Here is a 12,384-nt window from a genome sequence, read left to right on the forward strand (position 1 = left end):
ACACGACGCACGGCCCGCGACGCGGAAGCCACCACCGCGGAAGCCACCACCGCAGAGGCCACGACCGCGGAGGCCACCACGCACGGGCCACGACCCGGAGGACACGTACCACCATGGGCAAACCCCTCAAGCAGATCCATCTGGCCGCGCACTTCCCCGGGGTCAACAACACCACCGTGTGGAGCCACCCGGAGGCCGGCAGCCACATCGACTTCGACTCCTTCGTCCACTTCGCGCGGACCGCCGAACGCGCCCGCTTCGACTTCCTCTTCCTCGCCGAGGGACTGCGGCTGCGCGAACAGGGCGGCCTGATATACGACCTGGACGTGGTCGGCCGGCCCGACACCTTCACGGTGCTCTCCGCCCTCGCCGCCGTGACCGAGCACCTGGGCCTGACCGGCACCATCAACTCCACCTTCAACGAGCCCTACGAGGTGGCCCGCCAGTTCGCCACCCTCGACCACCTGTCGGGCGGCCGGGCCGCCTGGAACGTGGTGACGTCCTGGGACGCCTTCACCGGTGAGAACTTCCGGCGCGGCGGCTTCCTGCCGCGCGAGGAACGCTACGGGCGGGCGCGGGAGTTCCTGGCCACCGCCCGCGAACTGTTCGACTCCTGGGACGGGGGCGAGATCCTCGCCGACCCGGCGTCGGGGGTCTTCCTGCGGGACGCGGGCGCGGGCGCCTTCGTCCACCGGGGCGAACAGTTCGACATCTCGGGGCGGTTCAACGTGCCGCGCAGCCCCCAGGGCCGACCGGTGATCTTCCAGGCGGGCGATTCGGAAGAGGGCCGGGAGTTCGCCGCGGCCGACGCCGACGCCATCTTCAGCCGGTACGCCACGCTGGAGGAGGGCCGGGCCTTCTACGCCGACGTCAAGGGCCGGCTCGCCCGGTACGGCCGCACCCCGGACCGGCTGAAGATCCTGCCCGCGGCCACCTTCGTCCTCGGTGACACCGACGCCGACGCCCGGGAACTGGCCCGCGAGGTACGCCTCGCGCAGGTCAGCGGGGCCACGGCGATCAAGTACCTGGAGCACGTCTGGAACCGGGACCTGTCCGCCTACGACCCGGACGGCCCGCTCCCGGAGACCGACCCGGTCCCGGGGGAGAACACCGTCGCGCGGGGCCGGGCCAGCGTGCGCATGTTCCGCGACCCACTGGCCACCGCCAGGCAGTGGCGGGAGCTGGCCGCCGCCCGGAAGCTGTCGATCCGGGAGCTGGTGATCGAGACGACCGGACGGCAGACCTTCATCGGCTCGCCCGCCACCGTCGCCACCGCGATCGACGACCTGGTCCAGCAGGACGCGGCCGACGGTTTCATCCTCGTCCCGCACCTGACGCCCGGCGGCCTGGACGGCTTCGCCGACACCGTCGTCCCGCTGCTCCAGGAACGGGGGGTCTTCCGGCGCGAGTACTCCGGCCCCACCCTGCGCGACCACCTGGGCCTGGCCTCGGCGCGGATCCCGGCCCCCACCGGCCCCTGAGGAGGAGCACCGTGTCCCGTACCCCCCTCGGGGTCCTCGACCTCGTCCCCGTCCCGTCCGGCTCCACCGCCACCGAGGCGCTGCACCACACCGTCGCCCTCGCCCGGCAGGCCGAGCGGCTCGGCTACGCCCGCTACTGGTTCGCCGAGCACCACCTGAACCCGGGGGTGGCCGGGACCTCGCCCGCCGTGCTGCTGGCGCTGACCGCCTCGGCCACGTCCACGATCCGGATCGGGTCGGGGGCCGTCCAGCTGGGCCACCGCACCGCGCTGTCGACGGTGGAGGAGTTCGGGCTGATCGACGCCCTGCACCCGGGCCGCCTCGACCTGGGCCTGGGCCGCTCGGCCGGCCGTCCGCCGCGGCCCGCGCCGGACGCGGCCCCGCCCTTCGAGGGGTGGACGCCGGGCGGGCTGCGGATACCGCCCCGGTTCTCCTTCGCCCACCTCCTCGGCCACCCGCGCGTGGCCCTCCAGCAGCGGTTGCTGAACCTGCCCGGGGCCGGCCCGCAAGACTACGCCGAGCAGGTGGGCGACGTACTGGCCCTGCTACGCGGCGAATACCGCTCCCCGGAGGGGGTGGAGGCGCACGCCGTGCCCGGTGAGGGGGCCGACGTCCAGGTGTGGATCCTGGGCAGCAGCGGCGGGCAGAGCGCGGAGGCGGCCGGCGCGAACGGGCTGCGCTTCGCCGCGAACTACCACGTGAGCCCGGCGAGCGTGCTGGAGGCGGCGGAGGGCTACCGGGCCGCCTTCAAGCCGTCCGCCGCGCTGGAGCGGCCGTACCTGACGGTGTCCGCGGACGTGGTGGTGGCCCCGGACGACGCCGAGGCCCGGGAGCTGGCCGCCGGATACGCCCCCTGGGTGCGCAGCATCCGTACGGCCGAGGGCGCGATCCCCTTCCCCTCGCCGCGGGAGGCGCGGGAGCTGGTGGCCGGCTGGTCGGCGGCCGATCACGCGCTGGTCGCCGACCGGGTGGAGACCCAGTTCACGGGGTCGCCGGCGACCGTCGCGGACCACCTGGAGCGGCTGCGGGAGGCCACCGGCGCGGACGAGCTGCTGATCACGACGATCACGCACTCGCCCGCCGACCGGGTGCGCTCGTACCGGCTGCTGGCCGAGGAGTGGGCCCGGCGTCCTTGACCGGTGCCGGCCGGAGGCGGTCCGCGCCGCCGGGTTTCGCGGGGCTGCTCGCGGTCAGACGCGGGAGGAGCCACGAAACCTACGGAAGGGATCTGCCGTGAACGACGTCTCCCGTCTGCCCGGCGCCGCGCACCACCACTGGCAGTGGCAGGCACGGGCCGCCTGCCGGGGCCTGGGCCCCGGCAGGTTCTTCCACCCCGCCGGAGAGCGGGGCGAGGAGCGCGAGGACCGGGACGAGGCCGCCAAGCGGGTGTGCCAGGGCTGCCCGGTGCGGGCGGCCTGCCTGGAGCACGCGCTGCGCACCCGGGAGCCCTTCGGGGTGTGGGGCGGGCTGACGGAGGAGGAGCGGCGGCGGCTGCTGTCCGGCGCCGCCGCCCGGACCGTGTCGGTGTAGCACCGGGCCCGTTACGGGCGGTAGCACCGGGCCCGTTACGGGCGCGCCTCCTCCCAGGCCCGGGCGAACAGTTCGTGCGGGGGCAGCGGGGCCAGCAGCCGCAGCGTCATCGCGTACAGGTTCCTGCCCCCGGCCCACGCCAGGTGGCCGTCCAGTTTGGCCTTCTCCAGCGGAAGGTGCGGGGCCTTCAGGTCCGCCCAGTCCCCGGGGAGGAAGGCGGTGCGGCCCGCGCGGGCCCGCTTGCCGCTCTCCACGGCCCCCGCCGCGACGAGTTCGCCCTGGGCCGCCTTGTGCCGGGCGGCCGTCCAGCCGTTCCAGCGCCGTACGGCCCGGTCGGTGGGCCGGGCGAGCGCGAGCAGCTGGAGGTGGAGGGCGGCGGCGTCCGCGCCGACCCCGAGGGTCCGGGCGACCTCGGCCACCAGGCCGGGGGCGCTGAGCGAGGGGTCGGTCTCGTAACCGCCCTCGGGCACGGGGGTGTCCGCGGCGCGGGCGGCGAGCCGGTCGAGTCCCTCCAGGAGCCGGACGGTGCGCGGCAGGTCGTCGAGGATCCAGGCCGGTGCCCGGGCTCCGCACGTCGCGGCGGCCCGTTCCGCTCCGCCCGGGGCGGTGAGGGCGGCGGCCCGCAGGAAGGTCTCGCCCGAGGGGGCCGCGACCAGCAGGGTCCCGTCGTCGTACACGGTGTCGGGTACGACGCCCTCCTCCATCGGCCTGGGGCCGGGCAGGACCGTCCCCCGGTACGGGGCGAAGGCCGGGTCGGTGGTCACCGCGCGCCCCAGGCCGGGCAGCCGTCCGAGGGGGATCAGCGCTCCGRGGCCCGCGAGCTGCTCCCGCAGCCGCCGGTGCAGGAGCAGGGCCCCGTGGCGGGCGGGATCCCCGACGGGGCGTTCCGCCAGCGCCCAGGCGATCACGGTGGCGGCCGTCCGGTGGGCGGGCGCCGTGGGGGCCACCCAGCGCCCGGCGGTGCCGTCCGGTTCGGCGTACCGCAGTTCCGGGACGCCGTTGCGGTCCCGGGTGAGGAGGAAGCCGTCCTCGCCGAAGGGGTCGCCCTGCGGGGCGCGTCCGGAGGGCAGGCTCCGGGCCCAGCTCTCGTGCAGGCCCAGCTCGGCCTCCAGGGCGGAGGCCAGTTCCTCGTCGGTGGGCTCCTCGGCGCCGAGGAGCCCGTTCCAGGCGGCGGCCATCCTTTCGGCGGCGGCGGTGGTCCCGGTGGGCTCCCACAGTTCGGCGGGGTCCTGCGGGAGGCCGGCGGCGAGGACCGCCCGGCGTCCGGCCGCGCCCAGTGCCCGGCAGAGCTCGTCGTAGGCGGCGACCATGGCCTTGGTCGCCTTGTACGGGGGCCCGCCCAGCAGGCGCTGGTGCTCGTCGTAGCGGTCGCGGCCCGGGAACCCGGCGAGGACCAGGGCCGCGACGGGGCCGCGTACGCCGGTGAGCCGGGCGAAGGCCTCCCGGGCGGCGGGGGACGCCGTGAGCGGTCCCCGCTCGGCGAGCAGTTCCAGCAGCCGGGGCAGACGGGCGGTGTCGTCCGCGTCGACGGTGGGGGTCTCGCAGTCCTCGGCGCCGTCGGGCGCGGGGTCGGCGGCCCGCTGGAGGAACCATTCCCCGCCGCCGTCGGCGGCGGCCGAGGAGAGGGGGCGTCCGGCGGAGCGGACGGCGGTCAGGGCCTGCGTGGCCGCGCGGCCGGTGCGCCAGGTGCTGCCCGGTTCGGCGAAGGGCTGTCCGCTCCAGGTCTCCAGCAGGGCGGCGAGGGCCGCGCGCTCCCCGTCGGGGGTGGTGGCGGCGCAGGCCCGCCAGGCGACGGCTCCGATCCGGCCCACGAGCGGCTGCCAGGGCGCGTGGCCGGCGGGCAGGGCCAGCAGGCGGGTCTCCTCGTCGATCTCCCCGCGCAGGTGGCGGCCGTCGGCGGCGACGGCGGTGAGCAGGGCGGGCTGCGGCTGGGGCTCGGGGCTGCCGTGGTAGCGGCGCTGGTGGGGCAGCAACCCGTGCAGGGCGGGGGTGAGTTCGGTGTCGGGCACTTCGGTGCGCAGCGACACGGCCGGTTCGGCCCGCATGAGGGCGACGCGGCGGGACAGGGCCCGGCGGCGGCGCAGGACGTCGGCGGCGCGGTGGGCGGCGCGGGCGACGCCTTCGGCGATCCGCGGTTCGAGCGCCCCGGGGAGCGCGGGGGCCGGGTCGTCGTGCAGGGCGGCGTCGAGGAGGTCCCGTACGGCGGGGTCGCCGACGGCGCGCAGGGTCTGGGAGGAGGTTTCGTCGCGGGGGGTCAGGAAGTGCCAGAACGCGGGCGGCGGGACGGGGCCCGCGCCGTCGCCGAAGCCGGGGGTGCGGCGGCGGTCGGAGCCGGGGAAGCCGTGGACCTGCCAGAGCGGGGAGTTGTCCTCGGCGGAGTGGCAGCGGACGGTCTCCTGGCCGGCGAGGACCGCGTCCTCGCCGCCCACGGGCATGCGCAGGATCCCCCAGGGCCGGCGGCCCAGGCGGCGGCTGCGGTAGGAGGCGCTGCGGCCGTCGGTGCCCTGGAGGACGAACTCGCGGGGCGAGGGGCCGGCGTAGGGGGTGCGGTTGAGAACGCGGAAGCCGACGAGGCGGCCGTCCTGTCCGAGCGGGGAGGCGGGGGCGTCAGGGGGCAGCGCGGCGAGGGACTGCACGTCCCCGAAGAGCTGGGTGCCGGGCGGGGGTTCGGCGGCGGTGTGGAAGGCGGGCGGGGTGCGGTCGGTGCCGCGTTCCCCGGTGTCGGGGTCGACGCGGGTCCAGCTGCCCCAGGAGCAGAAGGTGTCGGCGCTCCAGAAGCGGTGGCCGTCGCTCATCTGGACCTCGTGCGAACCGATGCCCTCGCGGCCGCCGGCGCGCAGGACGTTGTGGCCGTCGTGGCGGCCGGTGCCGTCGGGGGTGGCGAACTGGTAGCCGAGGCCGCCCTGGATCATGCCGCCGTAGCGGCGCATGCCGTACGTCTGCTCGGGCTCGAAGACGTCGTCGGGGCGGTCGCTCCAGAAGGCGCGGTCGGGGAAGCCGCTCTTGGGGGCGGTGCTCCAGGCGACGAGGAACTGTCCGCCGATGTGGTGCACGGTGAGCGCGGCCGCCGCGGCGCCGGCCGGGGCGTCCCCCTCCGTCCCGGACACCCGGAAGGTGCAGGCGCCGCGCCGGCCGGCGTGGTCGACGGCGAAGGCACGGTCCGGGCCGTAGACGGTGAGGACGGGCCAGGTGCTGGTCACCCCGACGACCCGGTCGGGGCCGCCCAGCTCGGCGACGGCCTCCTCCAGGGCGGGCCAGCCGTACTCCTCGGGGAGCCCCGCGCGCAGGGCGCGGCCGAGGGGGCCGGTGAGGTCCAGGGCGGCCAGGGCCTCCTCGATGCCGTCCAGGGCGCGGGCGGTGGGGCGGTCCAGCAGTGCGTGGAGCTCGTCGACGGCCTCGTCGGCGGCGGCGAGGCCGCCGCCGCGCAGGGCGTCGAGGAGGGCTTCGACCCGGCTGTGCACCCCGGCGGCGATGCCCGCGTTGCGCGGGAGGCGGGTGATGGCGCTGCCCGCGGTGCGCAGGGCCTCGTGGACGGTGCCCTCCAGGCGGGAGCCGAAGACGGGGTCCGCGGCCAGGGCCTTGAGGTCGCGCCGGGAGCGGCCGTCCCAGAACTCCAGGCGCACGGCCGGTCCGGGGTCCTCGACGGCGATGCCCTCGGCGAGGCAGGCGTCGAGCAGGTCGGCGTCGAGCCCGGGGTGGCGGTAGCGGTCCTCGTGCAGGCGCAGCGGGGCGGCGGCGCGCAGCCGGGGGGCCCAGCGGGTCAGCAGCTCGAAGAGTTCGGCGGGCATGGGCTGGCGCATGACTCCGCTGCCGGAGCGGCCGTGGCCGAAGCGGTGGGTGTAGCGCGCGAACCAGCCGTCGAGGCCGCCCTCGGGGACGATCCGCCCGGCCGCGGCGGCGTCGGCGGCCCCGCAGGCCAGGAGCAGCCGCAGCCAGGCGCTCGCGTCGCCGCGGCTCTCGGGGAACAGGTCGAGGAGCAGGGCGGCGGTGTCGTCGGCCGGGGGGTGCTCGGTCAGCAGGGCCGTGGCGGCGTCGAGCAGCCGGTCGGGGACGTCCTTGCCGCGGGAGGCACCGAGCAGGGCGCCCAGTACCCGGGCCTCCTCGGCGGTGTCGGCTCCGGCCGCGCGGACGGACAGCCGCAGGCGGCGGGCCAGGTCGGCGGGGGGTTCCCCGGGCGAGGCGGCCCACGCCTCCAGGAAGCGTACGAACTCCTGGTGCGCGGCCCGGGGGTCCAGGGTGGCGGCGAGCCAGGTCTGGTGGGCCCCGATCGCGGTGGCGGGGAGTGCTCCGGCGCGGGCGAAGAGCAGGGTGTTGGCCCGGTGCCAGTCGGGGTCGACGGGGAGCCGGTGGGTCTGCTCGGCCTTGCGGGCGAGGGCGTGGGCACGGGCGGCGGAGCGCCGGTGCCAGGGGATCAGCCGGTGCCCGATGGCGTCCCAGAACCAGGGCAGGTGGGCGGGTTCCAGGGCCCGGACCCGCCGCTCCAGGCCGTCCACGTACCGGCCGGGCTTCTCGTAGGCGGTGTGGAGGGTGGAGAGGGCCTCTCCGAAGAGCGCGGCGGCGTCCGCGGCCCGGGCGGGATCGTGGGCCGCGGCCCAGTCCGGGTAGACGGTCGAGCGGTGCGGGTCGGCCGGCGGCAGGATCTGGATCTTCATGCGCCGATCCTGGCACGCCCCTGTGACAGCCCCCCGGCCCCCGGTTCGGCTGCAAAAAGGGCCCGCCCCCACCTCGCAGCCCGCACGGGGAGGCTGAGCCGAAGGGGCGCGCCGTGCTCTCAGGGGCGCACGCCCGGAGGAAACCGCGAGGAACGAGCGGTTTCTGAGGACGTACGCCCCTGAGAGCACGGCATCAGCGCCCCGGAGGCGAAGCCTCCCCTAAACAGACGTGAAGCGGCGCAAGAGGGGGGAGAGGACCAGTACCGACTTGGTGCGTTCCACGAAGGGCTCGCCCGCGATGCGTTCCAGCACCCGCTCGAAGTGGCGCATGTCCGAGGCGAAGACCTGGACGAGGGCGTCCGCGTCGCCGGTGACGGTCGACGCGGACACCACCTCGGGGTACCGCTCCAACCCGCGCCGGATGTCGTCCGGCGAGGTGTTGTGGCGACAGTAGATCTCGATGAAGCCCTCGGTCTCCCAGCCCATCGCGGCCGGGTCCACGCGGACCGTGAAGCCGGTGATGGCTCCCTCGGCGCGCAGCCGGTCGACGCGCCGCTTGACGGCGGGGGCGGAGAGGCCGACCTCGGAGCCGATGTCCGCGTAGGAGCGGCGGGCGTCCTCGGCCAAGGCGTGCACGATGCGTTCGTCGAGATCGTTCAGTCGCACTGCGGGTGGATCACTTTTCTGCTGTGGCCACTTCTTCCGTGGCCAGGCGGGAGCGGCGGATGCCGTAGGTGAAGTACACCACGAGGCCGACGGCCATCCAGCCACCGAAGACGAGCCAGGTGGGGGTATCGAGGCTGAACATCATGTAGGCGCAGGCGAGGAAGCCGAGGATCGGCGTGACCGGGAAGAGCGCCACCTTGAAGGTGCGCGGCATGTCCGGCTTGGTGCGGCGCAGGATGATGACCGCGACGTTGACCAGGCCGAAGGCGAAGAGGGTGCCGATGCTGGTGGCATCGGCGAGCTTGCCCAGCGGGATGAAGGCGGCGAGGAGGCCGCAGAAGACGGAGACGATGACGACGTTGGCGCGGGGGGCGCCGGTCTTCTCGTCGACCTTCGCGAAGACCTTGGGGACGAGGCCGTCGCGGGACATCGCGAAGAGGATGCGGGTCTGGCCGTAGAGGACCGCGAAGACCACGGAGAAGATCGCGACCACGGCGCCGGCGGCGAGGATGACGCCCCAGAAGCTGTGGCCGGTGACGTCGGTCATGATCTGGGCGAGCGCGGCCTCGGTGCCCTCGAAGTCCTGCCACGGCATGGCGCCGACGGCGACGAAGGCGACGAGGACGTAGAGGACGGTGACGATGCCCAGCGAGAGCATGATCGCGCGCGGCAGGTCCTTCTTCGGGTCCTTGGCTTCCTCACCGGCGGTGGAGGCGGCGTCGAAGCCGATGTAGGAGAAGAAGAGCGTGGAGGCCGCGGCGCTGATGCCGGTGACGCCGAGCGGGGCGAGCGGGGTGTAGTTGCCGGACTTGATGCCCATGACGCCGATGCCGATGAAGAGCAGCAGCGTGACGATCTTCACGGCGACCATGATCGAGTTGACCGTGGCGCTCTCCTTGGCGCCGCGCATCAGGAAGACCATGGAGAGCAGGACGACGACCAGTGCCGGCAGGTTGATGAACCCGCCGTCGCCCAGCGGTGCGGAGACCGCCCCGGGGATGGTGACCCCGATGGTCCCGTCGAGGAGCTCATTGAGGTACTGGCCCCAGCCGACGGCCACGGCCGCGACGGAGACGGCGTACTCCAGGACGAGGCACCAGCCGCAGATCCAGGCTATGAGCTCGCCCATGGTGGCGTAGGCGTACGAGTACGAGGAGCCGGAGACCGGCACGGAGCCGGCCAGCTCGGCGTAGGACAGGGCCGAGAACAGCGCGGTCAGGCCCGCGATGACGAAGGAGATCGTGACGGCCGGGCCGGCCTTGGGGGCCGCGGTGCCGAGGACGACGAAGATGCCGGTGCCCAGGGTGGCGCCGATGCTGATCATCGTCAGCTGCCACATGGTGAGCGAGCGGCGCAGCGTACCGCCCTCGCCCTGGCCGCCCTCGGCGACCAGACGCTCCACCGGCTTGCGGCGGAGCAGGGGGTGCGCGGGCTTGCGGGGCTCGGACGTGAGCGGTGGCGCCTGGCCGTGATCGAGCACGAAGGGACTCCTTTGACACTGCGGATGGGGGACTGTCAGGCGTCGACCGCAGCGGTCCGGAGCAGTTCTCAGGCAGGGATGAACCCTGTCTGGGCATGGGGGGACCGCCGAGCWGGCGGTCCGCGCCACTCCACGTACAGCGAGTGAGCCTACGAGCTGAGTGATACCGCCCGTAATGCACCATCCTTGCACATTGGCGAACGATCATTGCGCGGATCTGTCCGGGATGGCCGTTTGTTGCGCACAGATGATCGATCACTGCGCAGCCCTCCCTCGACCCCCTTTCTTGACACAGCATCAGACATGCCGCAGCGTGCCCCCGTGGTCCCCCCTGTCCGACGATCGGAGGCGAAGAGTGAAGCCGACGCAGACGGAGTCCGACGAGCGGTGGCTGGATCCCGGACCGTTCCTGCGCGGGGTCGCCTGGCTGCACGAGGGGCGCCCCGTGCGCGCCGACCCGGCCGACACGATGCGACTGCCCTGGGACACCGGCGAGCGCGCCACCCTGCCCATAGGGGTCCGGCTGGAGTTCACCGCCGGGTCCGCGCACGCCGTGGAGATCCGCTACCGGGCCACCGTGCCGGGCCCCACCGACGCGCTGCGCGACCTCGCGCACGGCTTCGCCCTGTGGAACCGCCACGGCCGGATCACCGAGGTGTTCACCGAGCCCGCCGCCGAGTCCGTCGTACGCGTCCCGCTGCCCCGCGGCGGCGGCCCCTTCACCCTGCACCCGCCCGAGGCCCAGTCCCCCGCGGTCCTGGGCCTGCGCGGGATCGGCGGCCCCCTCGCACCCGCCCCCCGGGGCCCGCGCTGGGTGGTGCACGGCGACTCCATCACCGAGGGCTGGTGGTCCACCCGGCCCGCCCACGGCTGGCCCGCCGTCGCCGGCCGGGCACTGGGCTGGGACACGGTCAACCTCGGCTACGCGGGCGCGGCGCGCGGGGAACTCGCCACCGCCGAGCAGCTCGCCACCCTCCCCGCCGACGTCCTCACCCTCGCCTTCGGCACGAACTGCTGGTCCCGGGTGCCCTTCACCGCCCCCCTCCTCTACGAGACCACCCGCACGTTCCTCGACCTGATCCGCCAGGGCCATCCCCGCACTCCCCTGCTGCTGCTCTCCCCGGTGCTGCGCCCCGACGCCGAACGCACTCCCAACCGCCTCGGCGCGACCCTGGGCGCCCTGCGGGACGCCATGGAGCGGGCCACCCGCGACCGGATCGCCGCCGGGGACGGCCGGCTCGTCCTGCTGCCGGGCCGTGACCTGCTGGGACCCGAGCACCTCGCGGACGGACTGCACCCCGACGACGAGGGACACCGGATCCTCGGCCTCGCTGTGGTCACGGCCGCCCGGCGGGCCGGGTTCGACGGCGTGTGAGTGAAACAGGTCATAGCGGCCCCGCTGAACAGAACGCTCCCGCCGCACCGTGTCCTGCACAAGTTGCCGATCCTCCGGCGACGGACTCGGCAGACACCAGACGTGGGAGAGAACGACATGGGCATCAAGCGCGGAACTTCCCTGGCCGCGGTCGCGGTCGTCGTCACCCTCGCGGCGACGGCCTGCGGCGGGTACGACAAGGCGGCCGACGCGACCAAGCCGGCCGGTGCCGTCGCCGACGCCCAGGCGCCCGCCGCCGACCCCTACGGCAACGACAAGCCCGCCCAGGACGCGGCGGCCACCCAGGCCAAGGCCGGCGGGCAGCTGGCGATCGCCTCCACCGACCAGCTGGGCTCGGTCCTCACCGACAGCGCGGGCTTCACCCTCTACCGCTTCGACAAGGACACCGCCAAGCCGCCCGCCTCCAACTGTGACGGCGACTGCGCCAAGGCCTGGCCCGCGGTCCCGGCGGGCGACGCGACCGCCGCCGCGGGCATGGATCCCGCCGTGCTGGGCGAGGTGGTCCGCAAGGACGGCAGCAAGCAGCTGACGGTGGCCGGCTGGCCCGCGTACCGCTTCGCCAAGGACACCAAGGCGGGCGACCTGAACGGGCAGGGTGTCGGCGGCACCTGGTTCGCCCTGGCCCCCGACGGCAAGAAGGCCGCGAAGCCCGCCGCGGGCGCCGGGGCCGGAGCGGGGACGGGAGCGGGCGCCGGCCAGACCGCGGGCGCGCTGACCGTGGCCAAGGACCCCAAGCTCGGCGAGCACATCGTCGACGGCAACGGGATGACCGTCTACCGCTTCAAGCCGGACACCGCCTGGCCGATGGTCTCCAAGTGCGAGGGCGACTGCGTCGCCAAGTGGCCGGTCGTCCCGCCGGTCGACAAGGCCAACGCCAAGGGCATCGTCGAGAAGAACTACCTGGTCCTCGACCGGCCCGACGGCAAGAAGCAGCAGACCGTGAACTGCTGGCCCGTCTACACCTTCACCGGTGACAAGAAGGCCGGCGACACCAACGGCCAGGGCGTGGGCGGCACCTGGTACGCCGTCGCCCCCGACGGCAAGCTCATCACCGTCCAGTAGCCCCCGCCCCTCGCCACGTCCCACGCCCCCCACTCCCGATCCGCGCGGTCCCCGCCCCCCTCCCCCCGGGSGGGGGCCGCGCGCCGTTTCCCGGGGCGGCCCCGTTGCCTAAGGTGA

Annotated in this window: 8 protein-coding genes; 5 read left to right on the forward strand and 3 right to left on the reverse strand. The window is 74.9% G+C overall.

Annotation, left to right across the window (positions count from 1 at the left end; genetic code table 11):
* Positions 1 to 113: 113 nt before the first annotated feature.
* From AB4039_RS08250 to AB4039_RS08260, 3 genes are all read left to right on the forward strand, one after another.
* A complete protein-coding gene (locus tag AB4039_RS08250; protein ID WP_442270400.1) occupies positions 114 to 1,481 on the forward strand; it encodes an NtaA/DmoA family FMN-dependent monooxygenase in 1,368 nt (455 codons plus the stop codon).
* An 11-nt stretch (positions 1,482 to 1,492) separates the two neighbouring features.
* Entirely contained in the window at positions 1,493 to 2,617 is a 1,125-nt protein-coding gene (locus AB4039_RS08255; RefSeq protein ID WP_266837801.1) for an LLM class flavin-dependent oxidoreductase, read from the forward strand.
* Between the two features lie 97 nt (positions 2,618 to 2,714).
* Positions 2,715 to 3,011, forward strand: coding sequence for a WhiB family transcriptional regulator (locus AB4039_RS08260; protein WP_266837803.1), 297 nt, complete (start codon positions 2,715 to 2,717; stop codon positions 3,009 to 3,011).
* Positions 3,012 to 3,046: 35 nt separating this feature from the next.
* On the opposite strand, the gene AB4039_RS08265 is transcribed toward AB4039_RS08260, so the two are convergent.
* The 3 genes from AB4039_RS08265 to AB4039_RS08275 all read right to left on the reverse strand — a co-directional run bounded on the left by AB4039_RS08265 (position 3,047) and on the right by AB4039_RS08275 (position 9,809).
* Positions 3,047 to 7,663, reverse strand: a complete 4,617-nt coding sequence (locus tag AB4039_RS08265; protein WP_442270401.1) for a hypothetical protein — start codon at positions 7,661 to 7,663, stop codon at positions 3,047 to 3,049.
* A gap of 219 nt (positions 7,664 to 7,882) precedes the next feature.
* Positions 7,883 to 8,329, reverse strand: coding sequence for an Lrp/AsnC family transcriptional regulator (locus tag AB4039_RS08270; RefSeq protein ID WP_030234152.1), 447 nt, complete (start codon positions 8,327 to 8,329; stop codon positions 7,883 to 7,885).
* 10 nt (positions 8,330 to 8,339) lie between these two features.
* Positions 8,340 to 9,809: an amino acid permease gene (locus AB4039_RS08275; RefSeq protein WP_266837808.1), complete on the reverse strand. Its 1,470-nt coding sequence runs from the start codon at positions 9,807 to 9,809 to the stop codon at positions 8,340 to 8,342.
* 355 nt (positions 9,810 to 10,164) lie between these two features.
* Between AB4039_RS08275 and AB4039_RS08280 the strand changes: the two genes are divergently transcribed.
* Positions 10,165 to 11,184, forward strand: coding sequence for a GDSL-type esterase/lipase family protein (locus AB4039_RS08280; protein WP_266837810.1), 1,020 nt, complete (start codon positions 10,165 to 10,167; stop codon positions 11,182 to 11,184).
* Positions 11,185 to 11,301: 117 nt separating this feature from the next.
* Positions 11,302 to 12,267 (forward strand): SCO0930 family lipoprotein, encoded by a 966-nt coding sequence (locus tag AB4039_RS08285; RefSeq protein ID WP_442270426.1) that lies wholly within the window; start codon positions 11,302 to 11,304, stop codon positions 12,265 to 12,267.
* Positions 12,268 to 12,384 lie beyond the last annotated feature (117 nt).

It is taken from the genome of Streptomyces sp. M-16 (assembly GCF_052114405.1).
Classification (GTDB): domain Bacteria; phylum Actinomycetota; class Actinomycetes; order Streptomycetales; family Streptomycetaceae; genus Streptomyces.

What these genes read in the sequence shown, in the direction of transcription:
- AB4039_RS08285 (WP_442270426.1), top strand. Translation starts at nt 11,302, where the DNA reads ATGGGCATCAAGCGCGGAACTTCCCTGGCCGCGGTCGCGGTCGTCGTC.
- AB4039_RS08250 (WP_442270400.1), top strand. Translation starts at nt 114, where the DNA reads ATGGGCAAACCCCTCAAGCAGATCCATCTGGCCGCGCACTTCCCCGGG.